At 57.6% G+C, this 18,809-nt stretch carries 21 protein-coding genes; 9 read left to right on the forward strand and 12 right to left on the reverse strand.

All coding sequences use genetic code 11. The features are described 5' to 3' along the window. Positions 1-127: 127 nt before the first annotated feature. Together edd and SIK97_RS21905 are read left to right on the forward strand one after the other, a co-directional pair. Entirely contained in the window at positions 128-1,939 is a 1,812-nt protein-coding gene (edd, locus tag SIK97_RS21900) for a phosphogluconate dehydratase (protein ID WP_025106126.1), read from the forward strand. A gap of 37 nt (positions 1,940-1,976) precedes the next feature. Continuing rightward, positions 1,977-2,618: a bifunctional 4-hydroxy-2-oxoglutarate aldolase/2-dehydro-3-deoxy-phosphogluconate aldolase gene (locus SIK97_RS21905; RefSeq protein ID WP_004103368.1), complete on the forward strand. Its 642-nt coding sequence runs from the start codon at positions 1,977-1,979 to the stop codon at positions 2,616-2,618. Between the two features lie 45 nt (positions 2,619-2,663). Here SIK97_RS21905 and purT read toward each other — a convergent pair whose 3' ends face one another. Further along, a complete protein-coding gene (gene purT / locus SIK97_RS21910; protein ID WP_004852102.1) occupies positions 2,664-3,842 on the reverse strand; it encodes a formate-dependent phosphoribosylglycinamide formyltransferase in 1,179 nt (392 codons plus the stop codon). Between the two features lie 135 nt (positions 3,843-3,977). Between purT and SIK97_RS21915 the strand changes: the two genes are divergently transcribed. From SIK97_RS21915 to ptrB, 3 genes are all read left to right on the forward strand, one after another. After that, positions 3,978-4,337 carry a YebG family protein gene (locus tag SIK97_RS21915; protein WP_025106127.1) on the forward strand — a complete coding sequence of 120 codons (360 nt, stop codon included), beginning with the start codon at positions 3,978-3,980 and terminating at the stop codon, positions 4,335-4,337. A 144-nt stretch (positions 4,338-4,481) separates the two neighbouring features. Beyond that, entirely contained in the window at positions 4,482-5,162 is a 681-nt protein-coding gene (locus SIK97_RS21920; protein WP_047723549.1) for a tellurite resistance TerB family protein, read from the forward strand. Between the two features lie 133 nt (positions 5,163-5,295). Then, on the forward strand, positions 5,296-7,356 hold the full coding sequence (gene ptrB, locus SIK97_RS21925) for an oligopeptidase B (RefSeq protein ID WP_033836507.1): 2,061 nt from the start codon (positions 5,296-5,298) through the stop codon (positions 7,354-7,356). Positions 7,357-7,362: 6 nt separating this feature from the next. Here ptrB and exoX read toward each other — a convergent pair whose 3' ends face one another. Further along, positions 7,363-8,022 (reverse strand): exodeoxyribonuclease X, encoded by a 660-nt coding sequence (gene exoX, locus SIK97_RS21930; protein WP_014229839.1) that lies wholly within the window; start codon positions 8,020-8,022, stop codon positions 7,363-7,365. Positions 8,023-8,100: 78 nt separating this feature from the next. Next, entirely contained in the window at positions 8,101-8,331 is a 231-nt protein-coding gene (locus SIK97_RS21935) for a DNA polymerase III subunit theta (protein ID WP_004103351.1), read from the reverse strand. A gap of 135 nt (positions 8,332-8,466) precedes the next feature. On the opposite strand from SIK97_RS21935, the gene yobA reads away from it, so the two are divergent. From yobA to SIK97_RS21950, 3 genes are read left to right on the forward strand one after another with little or no spacing between them, the layout of a single operon-like run. Beyond that, positions 8,467-8,841, forward strand: coding sequence for a CopC domain-containing protein YobA (gene yobA, locus SIK97_RS21940; RefSeq protein WP_014229838.1), 375 nt, complete (start codon positions 8,467-8,469; stop codon positions 8,839-8,841). Between the two features lie 4 nt (positions 8,842-8,845). Further along, positions 8,846-9,715 (forward strand): copper homeostasis membrane protein CopD, encoded by an 870-nt coding sequence (gene copD / locus SIK97_RS21945; RefSeq protein ID WP_057173089.1) that lies wholly within the window; start codon positions 8,846-8,848, stop codon positions 9,713-9,715. A gap of 16 nt (positions 9,716-9,731) precedes the next feature. Next, positions 9,732-10,070, forward strand: coding sequence for a YebY family protein (locus tag SIK97_RS21950; protein WP_004103344.1), 339 nt, complete (start codon positions 9,732-9,734; stop codon positions 10,068-10,070). Positions 10,071-10,454: 384 nt separating this feature from the next. Here the strand turns inward: SIK97_RS21950 and SIK97_RS21955 are convergent, their stop codons facing one another. The 7 genes from SIK97_RS21955 to SIK97_RS21985 form a co-directional block, all read right to left on the reverse strand. Then, positions 10,455-11,414, reverse strand: a complete 960-nt coding sequence (locus SIK97_RS21955; RefSeq protein ID WP_057173090.1) for a spore coat protein U domain-containing protein — start codon at positions 11,412-11,414, stop codon at positions 10,455-10,457. 14 nt (positions 11,415-11,428) lie between these two features. Next, complete coding sequence (locus SIK97_RS21960) at positions 11,429-13,759, reverse strand: fimbria/pilus outer membrane usher protein (RefSeq protein WP_047723554.1); 2,331 nt, start codon at positions 13,757-13,759, stop codon at positions 11,429-11,431. A gap of 2 nt (positions 13,760-13,761) precedes the next feature. Continuing rightward, a complete protein-coding gene (locus tag SIK97_RS21965) occupies positions 13,762-14,526 on the reverse strand; it encodes a molecular chaperone (RefSeq protein WP_025106133.1) in 765 nt (254 codons plus the stop codon). A gap of 18 nt (positions 14,527-14,544) precedes the next feature. Next, a complete protein-coding gene (locus SIK97_RS21970; protein ID WP_004852079.1) occupies positions 14,545-15,063 on the reverse strand; it encodes a spore coat U domain-containing protein in 519 nt (172 codons plus the stop codon). A gap of 22 nt (positions 15,064-15,085) precedes the next feature. Then, positions 15,086-15,637, reverse strand: coding sequence for a spore coat U domain-containing protein (locus SIK97_RS21975; RefSeq protein ID WP_032694913.1), 552 nt, complete (start codon positions 15,635-15,637; stop codon positions 15,086-15,088). Positions 15,638-16,216: 579 nt separating this feature from the next. Further along, the gene (locus SIK97_RS21980; protein ID WP_009651986.1) at positions 16,217-16,360 is read right to left on the reverse strand and encodes an Ecr family regulatory small membrane protein; all 144 of its coding nucleotides are present in this window, start codon (positions 16,358-16,360) and stop codon (positions 16,217-16,219) included. Positions 16,361-16,471: 111 nt separating this feature from the next. After that, positions 16,472-17,416, reverse strand: coding sequence for a VirK/YbjX family protein (locus tag SIK97_RS21985; protein WP_004852075.1), 945 nt, complete (start codon positions 17,414-17,416; stop codon positions 16,472-16,474). Positions 17,417-17,580: 164 nt separating this feature from the next. Here SIK97_RS21985 and pphA point away from each other — a divergent pair, with 164 nt between their 5' ends. Then, the gene (gene pphA / locus SIK97_RS21990) at positions 17,581-18,234 is read left to right on the forward strand and encodes a protein-serine/threonine phosphatase (protein ID WP_025106137.1); all 654 of its coding nucleotides are present in this window, start codon (positions 17,581-17,583) and stop codon (positions 18,232-18,234) included. Here the strand turns inward: pphA and SIK97_RS21995 are convergent. Together SIK97_RS21995 and SIK97_RS22000 are read right to left on the reverse strand one after the other, a co-directional pair. After that, the gene (locus tag SIK97_RS21995) at positions 18,231-18,422 is read right to left on the reverse strand and encodes a YebW family protein (RefSeq protein ID WP_004122014.1); all 192 of its coding nucleotides are present in this window, start codon (positions 18,420-18,422) and stop codon (positions 18,231-18,233) included. The two genes, pphA and SIK97_RS21995, sit on opposite strands and share 4 nt — an antisense overlap. 97 nt (positions 18,423-18,519) lie before the next feature. Further along, a complete protein-coding gene (locus SIK97_RS22000; RefSeq protein WP_004852069.1) occupies positions 18,520-18,759 on the reverse strand; it encodes a YebV family protein in 240 nt (79 codons plus the stop codon). Positions 18,760-18,809: the final 50 nt, after the last annotated feature.

Raw genomic sequence — 18,809 nt, forward strand, 5'->3', positions numbered from 1 at the left:
CCCCCGGGGCTTTTTTTATTACACTGCCTGCAGATATTTTGCCCCTGAGCCCCAGTACTGGTGCCCTAAGCCCCTAAAAGTACCGCTAAAGCGCTGCGGCCGGACAGATGAAATTTGAGGAGCCTTTATGAATTCTGAAATGTTACGGGTAACAAATCGCATCATCGAACGCTCGCGCGATACCCGCGAAGCCTACCTCGCCCGGATTAACCAGGCCAAAACCGACACCGTTCATCGCGCCCAGCTGGCATGCGGTAACCTGGCCCACGGCTTCGCCGCCTGCCAGGCGGATGACAAAGCCTCGCTGAAAAGCATGCTGCGCAATAACATCGCCATTATTACCTCCTACAACGATATGCTGTCCGCCCACCAGCCCTATGAGCGCTATCCGGACATTATCCGCAAAGCGCTGCACTCCGCGAACGCGGTAGGCCAGGTCGCCGGCGGCGTTCCGGCGATGTGCGATGGCGTGACGCAGGGGCAGGATGGGATGGAGCTGTCGCTGCTCAGCCGCGAAGTGATTGCCATGTCCGCCGCGATTGGCCTGTCGCACAACATGTTTGACGGCGCGCTCTACCTCGGCGTCTGCGATAAAATTGTCCCCGGCCTGGCGATGGCTGCGCTGTCGTTCGGCCACCTGCCGTCCATCTTTATCCCTTCCGGGCCGATGGCCAGCGGCCTGGCGAATAAAGAAAAAGTGCGCATTCGTCAGCTCTATGCGGAAGGCAAAGTGGATCGTATGGCGCTGCTGGAGTCCGAAGCCGCGTCTTACCATGCGCCTGGCACCTGTACCTTCTACGGTACCGCCAATACCAACCAGATGGTGGTTGAGTTTATGGGGATGCAGCTGCCCGGATCGTCATTCGTGCATCCGGATGCGCCGCTGCGCGAAGCGCTGACCGCCGCCGCCGCCCGCCAGGTGACCCGCCTGACCGGCAACGGTAACGAGTGGATGCCGCTGGGCAAAATGTTTGATGAAAAAGTGGTGGTCAACGGGATTGTCGCGCTGCTGGCAACCGGGGGCTCCACCAACCACACCATGCACCTGGTGGCTATGGCGCGGGCGGCAGGGATCATCATTAACTGGGATGATTTCTCCGATCTCTCTGACGTGGTGCCGCTGCTGGCGCGCCTCTACCCGAACGGCCCGGCGGATATTAACCACTTCCAGGCGGCTGGCGGCGTGCCGGTGCTGGTGCGCGAGCTGCTGAAAGGCGGCCTGCTGCATGAAGATGTTCACACCGTGGCCGGCTTCGGCCTCTCTCGCTACACCATGGAGCCCTGGCTTAATAACGGCGAACTTGACTGGCGCGAAGGGGCGACCGCGCCGCTGGACGAACAGGTTATCGCCACGTTTGACAAACCGTTCTCTCGCCACGGCGGCACCAAAGTGTTGAGCGGTAACCTCGGACGCGCGGTCATGAAAACCTCCGCCGTGCCGGTTGAAAACCAGATTATTGAAGCTCCTGCGGTGGTTTTCGAGAGCCAGCATGACGTACTGCCCGCCTTTGAAGCGGGGCTGCTCGACAAAGATTGCGTGGTTGTCGTCCGTCATCAGGGGCCAAAAGCGAACGGCATGCCAGAATTACATAAACTTATGCCGCCACTTGGTGTATTATTGGACCGCCGTTTCAAAATTGCGCTGGTAACCGATGGTCGTCTCTCCGGCGCATCAGGCAAAGTGCCATCGGCAATCCACGTGACGCCCGAAGCGTACGATGGGGGCCTGCTGGCCAAGGTACGCGATGGCGATATCATCCGCGTCAACGGCCAGACGGGCGAGCTAACGCTGCTGGTTGATGACGCAGAGCTGGCCGCGCGTCAGGCGCATATTCCTGACCTGAGCGGTTCGCGCGTGGGAACCGGCCGGGAAATGTTCGGTGCGCTGCGTGAGAAACTCTCCGGAGCAGAACAGGGCGCAACCTGCATCAATTTTTAAGACGATTCGATTTATAGATCTGGCGAGAGAAAATCTGATGAAAAACTGGAAAACAACTGCAGAAGCAATCCTCACCTCCGGCCCGGTAGTACCGGTAATCGTGGTGAAAAAGCTGGAACACGCTGTGCCAATGGCGAAAGCGCTGGTTGCAGGCGGCGTACGCGTACTGGAAGTGACCCTGCGTACCGAGTGTGCGATGGACGCTATCCGCGCGATCGCCAAAGAAGTCCCGGAAGCGATTGTCGGTGCCGGTACCGTCACTAACGTTGAGCAGCTGAAAGAAGTGACCGAAGCGGGCGCGCAGTTTGCTATCAGCCCTGGCCTGACCGAATCCCTGCTGAAAGCGGCGACCGGCGAAGGCACTATTCCGCTGATCCCGGGGATCAGCACCGTATCCGAGCTGATGCTGGGTATGCAGTATGGCCTGAAAGAGTTCAAATTCTTCCCGGCGGAAGCAAACGGCGGCGTGAAAGCGCTGCAGGCGATTGGCGGCCCGTTCGCGCACATTCGCTTCTGCCCGACTGGCGGCATCTCTCCGGCGAACTATCGCGACTATCTGGCGCTGAACAGCGTACTGTGCATCGGCGGCTCCTGGCTGGTGCCGGCGGATGCGCTGGAAGCCGGTGATTACGACCGTATCACCAAACTGGCTCGTGAGGCGGTAGAAGGCGCGAAGTAATCTTCGCGCACTCACCAGAGGCCCGGTCTGCGACCGGGCTTTTTTTTATCCTGCGACCACGACCGCTGACGCCGCCGCTTTGGCGCGCGCAACAGCTTCCTCAACGTTATCGGCTATCGCCAGCGTCACGCCCAGACGACGCGAACCGTCAATTTCCGGCTTGCCGAACAGACGCAGCTGCAGTCCCGCGCCGACCGCGGCCTGAATATTGCTGAAAGTGACGTTCTGGCTGGTTAGCTGCGGCAGGATCACCGCCGAGGCCGCCGGGCCGTACTGGCGAATCGCGCCAATCGGCAGGCCGAGGAAGGCGCGAACGTGCAGGGCGAACTCGGATAAGTCCTGTGAAATCAGCGTGACCATACCGGTGTCGTGCGGGCGCGGCGAGACTTCGCTAAAAATCACCTCATCACCGCAGACGAACAGTTCGACGCCGAACAGGCCGTAGCCGCCCAGCGCCAGCACCACTTGGCGGGCGATTTCCTGCGCGCGTTCCAGCGCCAGCGCGCTCATCTGCTGCGGCTGCCAGGATTCACGATAGTCGCCATCTTCCTGGCGATGACCGACCGGCGCGCAGAAGTGTACGCCATCCGCGGCGCTGACGGTGAGAAGGGTAATCTCGAAATCAAAATTCACCACGCCTTCGACGATAACGCGTCCGGCTCCGGCGCGGCCGCCCTGCTGCGCATACTGCCAGGCGTCAGCCAGCTGTTCGCTGGAACGAATAAAGCTCTGGCCTTTACCCGATGAGCTCATTACCGGCTTGACGATGCACGGCAGGCCTATCCCGGCGACGGCTTCGCGGAAGGCGGGTTCGCTGTCGGCAAAACGGTAGGCGGAGGTCGGCAGCTTCAGCTCTTCAGCTGCCAGGCGGCGGATCCCTTCGCGATTCATGGTGAGCTTTGCCGCGCGCGCGGTGGGGACGACTTTCTGCCCGGCCTGCTCCAGCGCGACCAGTGTATCGGTGGCGATGGCCTCGATTTCCGGCACGATAAAGTCAGGTTTTTCCTGCTCAATCAGCGCCTGCAACGTTTCGCCGTGCAGCATATTGATGACGTGCGAACGGTGTGCGACCTGCATGGCCGGAGCGTCAGGGTAACGATCGACGGCGATGGTCTCAATTCCCAGTCGCTGGCATTCAATGGCCACTTCTTTACCCAGTTCACCGGAACCTAACAGCATTACCTTTGTTGCCGCAGGGCGCAGCGCCGTACCTAATACAGTCATAACTCTCTTCCGCAGTAAAAAAACATGCGCCGCATTATAAACGAAAACGTTTGCGCATGTCTTTATGCGCGTCATTTGAGTTCGGGGAAGAAATTTGATATACTGTATAAAAATACAGTACTGAGAGGCTGCATCATGGCGGTTGAAATTAAATATGTAGTGATTCGCGAAGGTGAGGAAAAAATGTCTTTTGCCAGCAAAAAAGAGGCCGATGCTTATGACAAAATGCTCGATCTGGCGGAAGTACTGAACGACTGGCTGGTTGAATGCCCGCTAACGCTCGATGAAGAGCAGCGCGATAGCATGGCGATGTGGCTGGCCGAACGTAAAGACACCCTCAACCATATTTTGCGCTCCGGTAAGCTGCCGGAAGCCGAGGGCGCCGCCGAGGCGCCAGCCGATCGCGCAGAAGCAGAAGAGGGCGACAAGACCGACGACGTCGTCGAATCTGAAGCTCCGGCGCCGGCGAAGCCGCGCAAAGCGAAAGCGGCCTGAGCTACGCTGCCGCCACCAGCGGTTCTGGCGGCAGGCTCCCGCGCTTCCCGGCGCGACATTTGCTCATCTTTAGCTGCCGATAACGTTTCCTGACGTCGCGTCGTTTAGGCTGGTGGTATCGCTTATCGCGCAACGAGGAAATGTATGGCTAACTGGCTTAATCAACTGCAGTCTCTGCTGGGTCAGCAGGGGCGGTCTTCTTCATCTGACGATCAATCAAGCGGCAAAAATTTACTCCTGCCGGGCGCGCTCGGCGGGCTGGCCGGGCTGCTGGTCGCCAGCAAATCATCGCGCAAGCTGTTAGCCAAATACGGCACCGGTGCGCTGCTGGTCGGCGGCGGCGCGGTTGCGGGCAGCGTTTTATGGAATAAATATCAGCAGAAGATGCGCGCCAGCGCGCAGCAGGCATCGGCTGATGTCGCGCCCTCACAGACGCCATCTCCCGCACCGGCCGAACTCGACGCCCGCAGCGAACGGCTGATTATGGCGCTGGTCTTCGCCGCCAAAAGCGATGGACATATTGACGAACGCGAACGGGCAAATATTGAAGAGCAGCTGCGTGCGGCAAACGTCGACGTCCAGGGCCGGGTGTTAATTGACCGGGCGCTGGCGCAGCCCCTCGACCCGCAGAGCCTGGCGCAGGGTATCAGCAGCGAGCAAGAGGCGCTTGAAGTTTACTATATCAGCTGCGCGGTCATTGATATTGACCACTTTATGGAACGCAGCTATCTGAACGCCCTCGGCGAAGCGCTGAAGCTCCCGCAGGAAGTGCGTGAGGATATCGAACGGGATATTCAGGCGCAAAAACAGGCCGTAACGCTCTAAATCCGCACGTTTCGCTTGCATCGCTGGCGACTTTTGCCACCCTTATATATTGTGTAGTCACGTCACCCTTCAGGCTGTGTTGAAGCAGCCTGAAATTTTTAGTACTCAATACAAGCCGCAGAAGAATAAGCAGATGCCACCAAAAGCGAAACGGATCCCCCATGCCATGACATTACATGGCGACACGCGAATCGATAATTACTACTGGCTGCGCGATGACGATCGCTCGCAGGCGGAAGTGCTGGATTATCTGCGCCAGGAAAATGAGTACGGCAAAAAAGTGATGTCTTCGCAAAGTAGCCTGCAGGACAGGGTACTCAAGGAGATTATCGACCGTATTCCGCAGCGCGAAGTGTCAGCCCCCTACAGCAAAAATGGCTATCGTTACCGTCAGGTCTACGAGCCGGGCTGCGAGTACGCGATTTATCAACGCCAGCCGGTAGTCAAAGAGGAGTGGGATGAATGGGATGTCCTGCTTGACGGCAACCAGCGTGCGGCCGGCAGCGAATTCTATACCCTCGGCGGATTAGGCGTTTCGCCCGACAACAGCCTGATGGCGGTGGCGGAAGACTATCTCTCCCGACGCCAGTATAGCCTGCGCTTCTTTCCCTTAAACGACGACCGGCAATTTGCGGAAGTGCTGGAGAACGTCTCGCCTGATTTTGCCTGGAGTAACGATTCGCAGACCCTGTGGTACGTGCGCAAACATCCCACCACGCTGCTGCCGTATCAGGTCTGGCGCCACCGTCTGGGGACGCCGGCCAGTGCGGATGTTCTGGTGTATGAAGAGCAGGACGATACTTTTTACGTCAGCGTGCACAAAACGACTTCCCAGCAGTTTGTGGTGATCTATCTGGCCAGCGCGACCACCAGCGAAGTGCTGCTGCTCAATGCGGAAATGACCGACGCCGAGCCGGTCTGTTTTCTACCGCGGCGTAAAGATCATGAATATAGCCTCGATCACTATCAGCACGCTTTCTATCTGCGCTCTAACCGTGAGGGTAAGAACTTCGGCCTTTATCGCACTACCCTGCGCGATGAGCAGCAGTGGGAGACCCTGATCGCGCCGCGGCACGAAGTCATGCTGGAAGGATTTACCCTGTTTACCGACTGGCTGGTTGTGGAAGAGCGCCAGCGCGGGCTGACCAGCCTGCGTCAGATCAATCGTAAGACAAGAGAGTCCCAGGGCATTGCCTTTGACGATCCGGCCTATGTGACCTGGCTTGCCTATAATCCGGAGCCGGAAACCGCCCGCCTGCGCTACGGCTACTCCTCTATGACGACGCCGGATACGCTGTTTGAGCTGGATATGAATACCGGCGAGCGGCGGGTGCTGAAACAGCAGGAAGTCAAAGGGTTCGATGCCAGCCACTACCGCAGCGAGCATCTGTGGATCAACGCCCGCGACGGCGTCGAAGTCCCGGTCTCGCTGGTCTACCGTCATGAACATTTCCGCAAAGGTGCCAGCCCTCTGCTGGTGTACGGCTACGGCTCCTACGGCGCAAGCATGGATGCGGATTTCAGCGCCAGCCGCCTGAGCCTGCTCGACCGCGGCTTTGTGTTCGCTATCGCCCATATTCGCGGCGGCGGCGAGCTGGGACAGCAGTGGTACGAAGACGGTAAGTTTTTGTGCAAGAAAAATACCTTCAACGATTATCTCGACGTCTGCGATGCGCTGCTGGCGCAGGGCTACGGCGATCCGCGTTTTTGCTACGGCATGGGCGGCAGCGCCGGCGGTATGCTGATGGGCGTCGCGGTGAACCAGCGGCCGGAGCTCTTTCACGGCGTGGTGGCCCAGGTTCCCTTTGTCGATGTCCTCACCACCATGCTCGATGAGTCGATTCCGCTGACCACCGGCGAGTTTGAAGAGTGGGGGAATCCGCAGGATGAAGCCTATTACCGCTATATGAAAAGCTACAGCCCGTACGACGGCGTGCAGGCTCAGGCGTATCCGCATTTGCTGGTCACCACGGGCCTGCATGATTCGCAGGTACAATACTGGGAGCCGGCAAAATGGGTGGCAAAACTGCGCGAGCTGAAAACCGACGATAACCTGCTGCTGCTGTGTACCGATATGGATTCCGGCCACGGCGGTAAATCCGGCCGCTTCAAAAGCTATGAAGGCGTGGCGCTGGAGTATGCGTTTCTGATTGGCCTGGCGCAGGGGACGCTGCCGGGCCAGGCGGAGGTATAGCGCCGATTACTCCCCGAGATAGTGCTTCAGCGTCAGGCGCAGCTCGGGGCTCATGCGATCCAGGTTATTAAACAGCCAGCGTAAATAGCCAGGATCGTTTTCCGCCACTTCCGAGACCGGCTTGCCGCGGTATTTGCCGAAGGTAAAGGTGGAGAGCAGCGCCGGGCGGCCGGTAATGGTCGCCATCTCCTCAGGCGTCCAGCCGGAGGTGTTGATGATATCGAGCAGCAGGGCCGCGGTGATATAGCAATCGTATAGCGCCCGGTGATGATGCAGTCCCGGTGGCGTCGCGACGCTGAGCTTGCGCGATTTATACAGCCCCATATTGCTGTACTTGATGCCTGGCCACAGGCGGCGCGCCAGCTTCATCGTGCAGATCCACTCGCCCTGCATTTCCGGCAACACCCGGCGGTCAAAGCTGGCGTTATGGGCGACATACCACGGACTGCCCATATACAGCGGCACAATCTCCTCGATCCACGGCTTATCGGCGACCATCTCTTCGGTGATATGGTGAATCGCCATCGCCTGCGGGCTGATAGGCCGGTCGGGGCGAACCAGGTGGCTCATGGGATTGGTGATGTGTCCGTCGACAATATCTACCGAGGCGATTTCAACAATGCCTCCCTGCAATCCGCAGGTTTCTGTATCGATTACGCGCAGCATGGCTCGCTCCAGGCCAAAGAAACCAGCGTAATAGAATGCGCGGGTCTTGCCAACGTGGATGTCCGCAGGGGACGGGAATTATTTCTGTTTCGGTTCATAGGGCAGGCGAGAGAGCGAAACGGAGGCCAGTCGATGGGCAATCAGACGTTCACGAAACCAGCCGCGCAGATGCTCGGGCTGTTCTCTTTCGACTAAATCAGCCACCACCGGCATATTGTAGCGTTCTTTAAACGCGACGCCCGCCGCGGCGAGATCGACATTCACTTTGTCCATCTCCTCCTGGGATAGTTTAGCCAGGTTCTTTTCCATCGGTTTCTCCTCTGATAACGCCGCAAAAAGTACTAAGCACGCGGCAAAAAGGCAAGTCTCAGACGCTTAGCTCGACTGCGCCATTATACAGGGTTATTCTCTGTGCTACATACATAACAAAAAGGAATGACAACTATGCCAATCATCGCCGGGCGCGCGCTGCGTCTGTCTCTGTTTCTCGCCGGTTGCCTGACCGCAGCAGGCGCATCGGCCCACGCCCATCTACAACAACAGCTTCCGGCGGCCAATACCGTGGTGAACGCTTCACCGCAGGCGCTGACCCTGAACTTCTCCGAAGGCATCGAAACGCAGTTTAGCGGCGTAACCCTCACCGGGCCGCAGCAGAAGACCATCACCCTCGGTAAACCCGTCCGCAGCGACAGCAATAAGGCTCAGCTGACGGTACCGGTTGAGCAGGCGTTGACGCCGGGCGAATATACCGTTAACTGGCACGTGGTCTCCGTAGATGGCCACAAGACGAAAGGGCAATACACCTTTACCGTGAAGTAAGCCGATGCTGAGTGGAGTCTATGTCAGTTTACGCTTTATCCATTTCATTTCGCTGATCGTCGCTTTCGGCTGCGTCCTCTACGGCGCATGGTGGGCGCCGGTGGCCTTACGTCGTTTGATGATGCAGCGCTTCTATCCGCTGATGCGCTATTTATTATCAGCAAGCGCGCTGTCGGCGCTGCTGATGCTGACGGCGCAGGGCGGCTTGATGGGCAACGGCTGGCCGGACGTCTGGCAGCCGGCTATCTGGCAGGCGGTGGCCGGAACGCAGTTTGGCAGCGTGTGGGTATGGCAAATTTTACTCGCCTTTGTGGCGCTGGCGTTGGTCTGGCTGAAGCCCCGGCGACCGGGACGTTTGCTGCTGGTGCTGTTTTGCGCTCAGCTGCTGCTGCTGGCCGGCGTCGGGCATGCCGCAATGAACGATGGCTGGCTGGGGATAGTGCAGCGAACCAACCATGCGCTTCATCTGTTTTGCGTGGCCAGCTGGTTTGGCGGTCTGCTGCCGTTTATCTACTGTCTTCGCCTGGCGCACGGTCGCTGGCGGCAGGCGGCCATCTGCACCATGATGCGTTTTTCGCGCTACGGGCATCTGGCGGTTGCCGGCGCCATCGCCAGCGGCGTGGTAAATGCGCTGCTGATCCAGGGCGGACTTATCAGCGCCTCGCCCTGGGGGCGTATGCTGTTGTTCAAATGTGCGCTGGTGGCGGCAATGGTGGCAATTGCGCTGGTGAACCGGTATGTTCTGGTGCCACGCATGTCGGCAGGCGGAACGCGAGCGGAGCAGCTCATCGTGCGCACCACGCAGATAGAAATTGCGCTGGGGGCGCTGGCGCTATTTGCCGTCAGCCTGTTTGCCACCTGGGAACCTTTCTGAATAAACTGGTTAAATCATGAAAAAAATCGTTCTGACAATGTTGTTACTGGCAAGTTCTGGCGCTGCGCTGGCGGCACCGCAGGTGATTACCGTAAGCCGCTTTGAGGTGGGTAAGGAGAGCTGGGCGTTTAACCGCGAAGAGGTGATGCTGACCTGCCGTCCGGGCAACGCGCTGTTCGCCATTAATCCCAGTACCCTGGTGCAGTACCCGCTAAACGACATCGCCGAACAGCAGATGAAAGACGGTAAAACCAACGCGCAGCCGATTTCTGTGATCCAGATTGACGATCCGCAGCAGCCGGGACAAAAAATGAGCCTGGCGCCCTTTATTGAGCGCGCGCAGAAGCTCTGCTGATCGCCGCCTGCATCCCGCTGTATTTACATGAAAAAAACCGCCATCCCCCGATACCGGGCGTGGCGGTTTTTTGTTGGCATCAGCAATTTTGATACGAATTATTCGTCCACTTTTGTCGCGGACTGGAAAACCTGACACGGTAAACTATTCTTATAAGGCAAGGCGACTTAGCCTGCATTAATGCCAACTTTTAGCGCACGGCTCTCTCCCAAGAGCCATTTCCCTGGACCGAATACAGGAATCGTGTTCGGTCTCTTTTTATCTGTTTTTCACAAACCGCAGATTCCATTGCAAAACCCCAGTCGCTTTTTTCGGGGCTTTTTTCTTATACCACAACAATAATTTCCTAAACATTTCTTTTACAAAAAATCGTCTGCTAACGTTTTAGTAGCTCACGGTCACCAGTACGGTATCGCTGTAGGTTCCCGCAGGCTGGTTGCTCTGGGTCGGGTTAATCTTGAGGGTGTAGTTCGCGGACTGCGCGGCGCCGGAGCCGGTTACGCTGAGATTGTTGCTTTCCGTCCAGGCGCTGCCGTTGGGCTGGTAAAACTGATACTGCAGCCAGGCGGTTGGTTGGTTCGCAATGGGCTGGCTCATCTGCCGCCAGTCGCCGACGCTGGCGTTAGTGCTGGCGAGGTTGACGGTGTAGGCCGCGTTTTTAGTGCAGCGGATGGCAAGCTGGCCGCTGTAGTGGCTAAAACCGGACGGAAGAGCGGCAGAGGCAAATTCGACGTCCGGCGCGCTGTCGATATAGCAAACATTGGTCACCTTCACCGACACGTTGACCGTCGAGGTCAGGGTTCCGTTATTCGGAATACATATCTTAATGCCCAGCAGATCGAGCCCGACGTAGCAGAATCGGTACACCCAGGTGATGGTTAACACATCGGTATAGGTACCGGCGGGGACGTTGGCTCCCGGCGTGGTTCTGAAGTAGAGCGGCATGGTGCCATCGCTTGAGTTAAATAAACCCAGCAGTTCGAGCAGCGTTGTTCTGGACCAGCTAATCACGCCGCCGTCCTGATAGGCCGGCGAGCACGAGGCGTCAGAACAGACGCTATAAGGGATGGCATCGCCCGCGCCATTAAGCAGCCGCGGAACGCCGTTGCTCTTGTTGGCCGACGCCAGAGTGGCGCTTAACGTATTGGTTGAGTTCAGCGCCACCAGTTCCGGGGTGCAGTAAAACCCCGCGCCGGCCATCACGCCCTGAGGCGCGCTGTTGAGCGCAAAGGAGTCGACCGGGCCGATCGCTGGCGAACTGGTTTTGATACTGCAGGCGGCCAGAGCGGTGCTGGCTTGCCTGAGCGCTAAGAGCATCGCGAATACGAGGATAATACTTTTCAACGTTATCTCCGCTGTTAAGAGGGGCAGCTGACCGGACCTATCCGCTGCGGAACCGGCGTTGAGGACGGAAGTTCGAACTGGACGCTGCATCGAAGCTCTCCGGCGTTTATTTTGACTTCGTTGTGGCGTCCAAGGTGCGAGAACCAGACCACGCCGTCATAGCCCACCAGGCCGCGCTGCTTGCTGTTAACCTCCTCGACCGGCGTACCGACCGGCAGCGGTTGCCCCCTGGCATCGACGAAGACGAGGGTTGCTGAGCGCACGCGGTTCACCGGGAAATCGACCAGCGCTCCGCTGCCTTCGCGCACGGCGATGCGTTTCTCCACCGTCAGAGCTTCGGTGTCCGTTGGCAGCGGTAGCGTATCGAGAGTGACTTTCCCCGGATACCACGCCGTCGCCCACGGGATCAGCAGATGACCATTTTTATCGGTCACGCCGACTTTGCGATTTTCATAATTCACCGCAATATTCGGGTAGTTGCCGGTGGAGACGACGATAAAGGCGTCGTTAATTTGCCGGGCGAAAAACAGACTGTTATCCATCAGCACCACCGAGCCCGCGGCCTCAAACCAGCTGTGACGATCGTCGCGCGACCCGTAGTAGCCTCCGCTCAGCGTTGACACGCGGTTGATCCAGGTCAGATCCGCCTGACTATAGTTATCGCCGCCGATCGAATGGGCGAGGTTCCAGCCCAGCCCGCCTTCTGCCGGAGCAGAGCGGCTGACGCTGATATTTTCTCCCCATTGTCCGGCGCTGGCGCGCTGGCCGCTTAGCTGGACAGAGGTTTGCGAATCGAAAGGGATGATGACCTGCAGCATGCTGGCGTAGCTACCTTCCTGCAGATCGCGGTTGACGCTCAGGCTGAGGCTGCTGCTGAGCCACAGGCCGCGGCTCCAGGAGAGGTTCAGCAGCCGGGTGCGCGAATTATCCTCGGCTTTGATATCAAAGTAGCCAATGCTAAAAGAACCGAGGGTTCGTCCCCACGGACTCAGGCTCAGCGTGGCCTGGTCTGACTGACGGCTGAGCGTGGCGGTAGACCCATAGGTGCTGAGGTTGTCGTAGCCGGCGCTGCGGCGGATATGTTGATAGCTCACTCCCCAGCTACTGCCATAGTAAGAGTAACCCGAGGTGAACTGGTTTCCGTCTCCCTCGCCACGGCTGGCGCTGCCCGACAGGCTGAGGGTGCCCAGATTCCCCACGCCGATATCGCTGCCAATGCCGGCATTGGTTAACCCTTCGCGGTCTTCGGTATGCGTAGAAAGCGTGAGCCAGTTGTTGAATCCGTAGCGATAAATAGCGCTTACCGCGCCGGCGCCATAATCGGCACTCCTGATACCGTAGTTGTTGCGCAGGGCGCCGAGGGTGAAATCAAAATCGCTCAGTCCTTCCCGCAGCAGGGTATTGGAGACATAAAAAGGGATGCTGGTGGAGACCTGGCGACCCAGAGCGTCGGTGGTCACTACGGTGGCTTCGCCGGCGCCGCTGATCCAGGGAACGTTGGTCAGCGTATAGGGGCCGCCATTGATTTGCGCAGAGCTGCTCTTATAGCCGTTAATAAACAGATCGACGCTTGAAGGAACCGCCGCGCTGCCGGATAAGTTAAGCAGCGGATATGTCACCAGATCCGGGCGAACGCTGAAGTTGCGGCTCAGGCGTAGCCCCCCCATGCGCACGGAACTGCTCCACGTCAGGGCGTTACTGACCACGTCCCCGGCCTGGTAGCTAATCATTTGGTCGCTATCGCTGTACTTCCACAGGGTGTCGTAGCGCATATAGCCCTGCTGCTCGTAGCCCGTCGAAGACCAGTTTTGCCGAATCACGGCGTTATTGGAAAGGACGCCCGGCGGGCCGAAAAGGCGCGTTTCGGTGAAGGTGCTGGTGGTTTGCGAACCGCCGGATGAAAAGAGGCTGTAAGCGTCGTAGTTAAATAAAATTCCCGGGCTGCTTATCGCGGTCTGGCCAGGTTGTTCCGTAGTCCCCCCTATGTGCTGCTCGGGGAGCCATTTGTCCGGAACCTGGAGCTTGAGGATCTGACCCGGCTGGTCATATTCCACTTTCACCGAGGGTAGCGTCGTCACATCAACCAGCGCGTCGCCGGTTTGCAGGGGAATATGCGCTTGCTGCAACACGCTGGCCGCGATCCAGTAGTGGCCAGCGTTGACCTTTACCGGAACGGCGCCGGCAAGAATATTGCCGTTGACCGATACGCTGAGGTACAGCTCGTATTCCTGCTTTTCGCCGTAGGATGCCGCAGGCGCAGGCAGGGAATCATAGGTCGCGGCGCAGGCCGTTACCGACGCCATCGCCAGCAGCCCCCCGGACGCCGTCCTTTTCAGATCTCTCATTTTTAACGATTCGCCGGAATTTCCACCGCCTGACCGTTATCCGTTAATTTCGCGAACAGATGCATTCCTGACGGCACGGAAGCGTTTCCGGCGCTCGGGAAACAGCTCTTTTTCTGCGCCAGAACGTAGCCGAGAAGACCATTAGCCTGGGGAATGCGCCCCTTGCCGCTCGCGTTCGCCCAGTAAACCGCGCTGAGGCGCGCGTGCTGATTGCCTCTGTTTTCGATGCACAGCGTCTGGCGGTTATTTTGCTGCGAGAGCGACCAGCGCAGCGTGGCCCTTACCGGTTCGACTGAACCCGCGTTCTTTAGCGGCGTGACGCCCTGCCCATAGGTAAACAGCGGCAGGACATAGCGCATGCGCATTTTCAGCCCGGCGGCGTTCTGTTCCGTCTGCGCCGCGGGTTGCGCGGCAGGGATCTCATCGATAACAATGCGATAGGACTGCTCTTTGCCGTTTGCGATGGGGGCGACGCGCATGAGCCGCACCAGCTGGCGCTGCCCCGGCGCTACCGTGGTAAAAGGCGGGCTGGCGACAACATCCCGCTGATCGGCGTAGACGTCCGCTGACGCTTTTTGATCCCAGGCAAACACGCGCAGCTGCAAATTAACCGGCGCGCTGCCGCGATTCTCCAGCCACAGTTCAGACCCTGTTTCGTGGCTTTCGATCGTTTGAAATATCGGCCATACCAGAACGGAGCTGGCGGCCAGCGCGGATGAGGGAAGCAATAAAGCGAATATAAACGGCGCAAATCTACAGCGAATCATAGTTAACCTGTGAATTATCTAATAGGTCAGCGTGACGGTGACCGTGTCGGTATAGGAGCCCACCGCCGGGAAGCCATTCGTGGCAAAAAGGCGGCCATAAACCGTGTAGGTTTGCGTGGTGCTCGGAAAGGATGCAACGCTCAGGGCCAGCGTACTGCTGCCCCAAACGTTAGCGCGGTTGGCGTCCTGATAAAGCTGGTACGCCAGCGTGCTGCTGTTGCCGTTCGACATGTAGCGCTGAGTGGCTGAGCCGCCGTTGACGCCATAGTCGAGGGCGATTGAAATAGCGGTGCCGGGCGTGCAGGTCACGATGATGGAACCTGCGCCGGCGGTACTCGCGACATCCACGTTGCTGTAAAGCGATGACAGGGTGCCAAAATTCAGCGTGCCGAAGTCCGTCGTTTGGGAGCCGTCCCCGGCGCCCAGCGCGCAGCCTGCGGTTATCTGCGCGGAGACTTTGAACGTCTTTTGGGCAACGGCGGCATGGGCGCCCGAGGTAAAAAGCAGAAGTAATGTAAGCCACTCTGGTCGAAGCATGACGCCCATTTTCCTTATGCGGTTACCAGGCTAAGGTCGCGGTAACAATGTCGTCATACACATCGGCTGTCGGCGCGTTGACGCTCTGGTCTTCAGGGCGAATGCGGGCAAAAACAGGAATCGCCTGTGGATTCCCTGTGCCAACGATAGGTATTGTGCCGCCAGGCAGGATTTCGTTATTGCGGGCGGCATCCGAATAGAGCCGATAGGCAATCTGCTGGGTGCCACCGGCGTTTTTCATATAGCGCAGCGCAGCATCGCCAGACTGGCCGCCGTCAAGCGTCAGGGTCGAGGCAAGATCCTCGGTGCAGGTCACGGTTAGGGCGTTTCCGCCGCCGCTGCCGGTGATCTCCGCATCAATGGAGTTGGCTAAATCGCCATAGGAGCCGAAATTAATGTTGCCCCAGCGGTTGTTTTCGCCATTGCGGACATTCGATACGCTGCATCCGCTGCCGAGCGTCACCTGAACGCCAATCTGGCCGCTTAAGGTTCCCGCTGCAGAAGCCGGTTGAAGAATAACTATGGCGCTCAGTAAGCCGCCCAGGAGACTGCGCGAGATCGTTGTGACGTTCATAGAGAACCTCTTAGTGGAAAGCCGCTGAAGAAAAACAACAATGTAGCGATAGACGTTGGTCACCGATTAAGTGCCGCGGTTTTGTTGGTTAACGTATAACTACTCCTGCAAGATATGTGTAATTTTGTATTTATGGCTGGTTATGTGTTTTTTATTGGATTTTTATTCTGCATTTATGCCTTTTATATGGATGAAAACTCTTTTTGTTAATTAATTGTTGGTGTTATGTTTTTTAATTGTGTTTTGAAGGGGCGTGGAAATAGGGCGATTTTTTCTTAAATCACAATCTGGCGCAAAGTTTGCAACAAAAAATCTGGACAAAAAGACGGGTATAGACACTGGAGGCGCCGTTGAGCAAGGGCGAGGAGAAAACACCTGCACAAAATCAGGCCCATAGTGCAGGTGAACTTTACGGGCCAACATCGGAAGTGACCCAGTATACACATTTGTATGACAAATGAAATAATAGATAAGAGACGGTTTTTCACTTTTTTGGCGGTTATTCTTCTGACCGCGCTATGGGTTATTGTCAGGGAGGCGAAGGGGGCGAACGACGGCGTGAAAATAATGGGCAACGATTTATTCTGGCGCCACAAAAGAGGGGTACAGCCATGTTTCCAGAAAGCTCACCAGAAACCATATTTGTCCACTAAAAATAAACCACAGAGCAGCGGTCAAAATAATCAACAGGATAGCCAGCAGGAGTAATTCTGTTTTGCTCATAACTTCACTAGCCGTCCGCAAGGAGTACAACGAAGTTATGATAGTAACTAAAGCGCCGTTGAAGATGCAAACGCCGTTGTGCTAAACGGCGTTGGCGAAGCGGCGGGAGAGCTAATCCATGAGTATCGCCATCTGAGCGGCCATATCATCCAGCAGCTGGAAGCGGCGACGATATTCGGCGCGTTTCTTACTGGCGATGCTCTCAAGCGTCTTTCTTTCCAGCTGCAGCGGCAGGCGCCAGCGCCAGGCGCCGTCGGCGACCCCATCGATAGAGTGCCAGAACTCGTTATAGCTGGCGTGAAAATGGCGCCCTTTACTCAGCCGATAGCGCAGCGCGCGGAAGACGTGGCCGCTGTCGCTGACCCCGTAAATGTGATGAATGTTGCAACGCGCCGCCATTAACCAGATAAATTCCATCAGCAGACGTTTCGGGAACAGGCCGTAACAGGCGCGGGTCGCCCGTTTAATCACTTCGTGCGGAACGGTGCTGCGCGGCCCCTGCAGGCCGCCGATAGTCAACTGCCATTGCTCCTGCTGGCGGGTGACGCTAAAGGTCGCGCTGGCAAGCACAATCTCATCGCTATCGCGCAGCCACAGCGTCGTTTCGCCCTCGCGTTCGGCTTTGCCCGCCGAGGACGCGGAGAGCGTAAACCGGCTGTCGTCTTTGCCTGTCAGCTCAAGCAGCGGCACATCTTTCGCGGCGGTCATGGCCCCGGCGAGGCGCGAGGCGCCCAGGGAATCAACGAACTGATAGTGGCTGATAATGGCCTGAGCGCGCTGGCTGGCGTTTAACCCGCGGGTTAAATACTGGCGATGGACTTTACCCGGCAGCGTCACCTGAGCGGCGAGCAGCTGATTGAAATCCGCACGCGCCGACAGGCTCTCCAGCATGCTGCGCGTTGGCGCATAAAATAATGCCGTGCGCAGTAAAAACTTAAGCCGGTAATGACGTTGTTGCCAGATGGGGGCGGGGGTGATCCGGCCCATCACCAGATCGGCAATGAGATTTGGGCGTCGCTCAACTACGCTGGCTGAATGCAGGCTGTTATCCGTCACGATGAATACCTCGGTGTTATTTAGCCTCTATTCTATGGATATATCGTGGGGAGCTTAATGCCCGGCCGGACTATATTTGGCTTTCGTTTAAAATCGATTGAGGTGCCAATTTACGGGCGGTGAAGCCGCAGGGTTTTCCTATAATTATGCGAGGAGGACGAAATATGTATCAGCGTATTTACGGTTGCGACTGGCGTAATATCTGGCTGGTGGGCGACCTGCACGGCTGTTTCGCACGCCTGATGGCGGCCCTTCGTGAGCGCAAGTTTGACCCTTACCAGGATCTGCTTCTTTCGGTGGGCGATCTGATCGATCGTGGGCCACAAAGCGCGGAGTGTCTGGATTTACTGCGCTATCGCTGGGTTTACGCGGTGCGTGGAAACCATGAACAGATGGCGCTGGAGGCGCTTGCCGACGGCGATATGAGGCTCTGGGAGATGAACGGAGGCGACTGGTATACGCAGCGTGCGGCGAGCCAAAAGCAACGCCTTACGGCGCTTATTGCCCGCTGCCGCCGACTGCCGCTAATTATTGAACTCCACAGCGGTGAGCAGGTGCACGTGATTGCCCACGCTGATTACCCCGCCGCGGTTTATCGCTGGCAGCGCGTTGTTGATGAGCACCAGGTGCTGTGGCGTCGGCAGCGTCTCACTGACCATCTCGCCGGGCGTCACGGGGCGATTGCCGGCGCTGACCATTTCTGGTTCGGCCATACGCCGCTGAAGCGACGCTACGATAGCGATAACCAGCACTATATCGATACGGGGGCCGTGTTTGGTGGAGAGCTAACCCTGGTGGCGCTACAGCTGGCAGGCTAAAAATCGCTGTATTCTCGGGCGGGAAGCCAGAAACTATCGATAAAATCTTCTACCGGAAAGCAGCCGCCGTGGCGTATCCGCTGATCGTCCATGGCCGTTGTGCACTGCCGCTCGTTATCGTAAACATCGACAACGATATCTTCACAGCCGCCGTCCAGGTAACAAATAAACAGCACTAAGGCAAACATCCGAGCCTCATATCCTGAAAAACATAGCGTTAAGTGTAGGAGATGACGGAGAAGCGGGGAAATAAATAACCCGTCTCAGGCGACGGGTTCAATTGAGTCAGGCGAGGCGCATGACCCAGGCATCGGACTGGCGATCGTAGTGCTTACGGTAGAGGACGGAATGTTCACCATCAAGTATGGCGGGTACGCTGGTATCCGCGTCCCATGCATCAAGCTGCATGCATAAATCCGGATCGGATTTACAGGGGATGCTTAACGTTCGCTCTCCCTGCTGTTCGCCGTGCAGTTCGGCGTCGTCTATCTCAAACGCGCCGATACGTACGTTAGTTTTGGCCATAAATTCCCCCCGTTTGTCTGCTGAGTTGTGGTACGACCAGTTAAGGCCGC

Origin of the sequence: Klebsiella sp. JN_Kp126, from assembly GCF_033843325.1 — a bacterium.
In the GTDB taxonomy this organism is placed as follows: Bacteria; Pseudomonadota; Gammaproteobacteria; order Enterobacterales; family Enterobacteriaceae; genus Klebsiella; species Klebsiella michiganensis.

Coding starts and splice junctions, on each gene's coding strand:
- SIK97_RS21965 (WP_025106133.1), bottom strand. CDS start 14,526: ATGATTCGCTGTAGATTTGCGCCGTTTATATTCGCTTTATTGCTTCCC.
- yobA (WP_014229838.1), top strand. CDS start 8,467: ATGCCAATCATCGCCGGGCGCGCGCTGCGTCTGTCTCTGTTTCTCGCC.
- SIK97_RS21995 (WP_004122014.1), bottom strand. CDS start 18,422: ATGTTTGCCTTAGTGCTGTTTATTTGTTACCTGGACGGCGGCTGTGAA.
- ptrB (WP_033836507.1), top strand. CDS start 5,296: ATGCCACCAAAAGCGAAACGGATCCCCCATGCCATGACATTACATGGC.
- pphA (WP_025106137.1), top strand. CDS start 17,581: ATGTATCAGCGTATTTACGGTTGCGACTGGCGTAATATCTGGCTGGTG.
- copD (WP_057173089.1), top strand. CDS start 8,846: ATGCTGAGTGGAGTCTATGTCAGTTTACGCTTTATCCATTTCATTTCG.
- SIK97_RS21935 (WP_004103351.1), bottom strand. CDS start 8,331: ATGGAAAAGAACCTGGCTAAACTATCCCAGGAGGAGATGGACAAAGTG.
- purT (WP_004852102.1), bottom strand. CDS start 3,842: ATGACTGTATTAGGTACGGCGCTGCGCCCTGCGGCAACAAAGGTAATG.
- edd (WP_025106126.1), top strand. CDS start 128: ATGAATTCTGAAATGTTACGGGTAACAAATCGCATCATCGAACGCTCG.
- SIK97_RS21980 (WP_009651986.1), bottom strand. CDS start 16,360: ATGAGCAAAACAGAATTACTCCTGCTGGCTATCCTGTTGATTATTTTG.
- SIK97_RS21950 (WP_004103344.1), top strand. CDS start 9,732: ATGAAAAAAATCGTTCTGACAATGTTGTTACTGGCAAGTTCTGGCGCT.
- SIK97_RS21975 (WP_032694913.1), bottom strand. CDS start 15,637: ATGAACGTCACAACGATCTCGCGCAGTCTCCTGGGCGGCTTACTGAGC.
- exoX (WP_014229839.1), bottom strand. CDS start 8,022: ATGCTGCGCGTAATCGATACAGAAACCTGCGGATTGCAGGGAGGCATT.
- SIK97_RS21905 (WP_004103368.1), top strand. CDS start 1,977: ATGAAAAACTGGAAAACAACTGCAGAAGCAATCCTCACCTCCGGCCCG.
- SIK97_RS22000 (WP_004852069.1), bottom strand. CDS start 18,759: ATGGCCAAAACTAACGTACGTATCGGCGCGTTTGAGATAGACGACGCC.
- SIK97_RS21915 (WP_025106127.1), top strand. CDS start 3,978: ATGGCGGTTGAAATTAAATATGTAGTGATTCGCGAAGGTGAGGAAAAA.
- SIK97_RS21920 (WP_047723549.1), top strand. CDS start 4,482: ATGGCTAACTGGCTTAATCAACTGCAGTCTCTGCTGGGTCAGCAGGGG.
- SIK97_RS21960 (WP_047723554.1), bottom strand. CDS start 13,759: ATGAGAGATCTGAAAAGGACGGCGTCCGGGGGGCTGCTGGCGATGGCG.
- SIK97_RS21970 (WP_004852079.1), bottom strand. CDS start 15,063: ATGCTTCGACCAGAGTGGCTTACATTACTTCTGCTTTTTACCTCGGGC.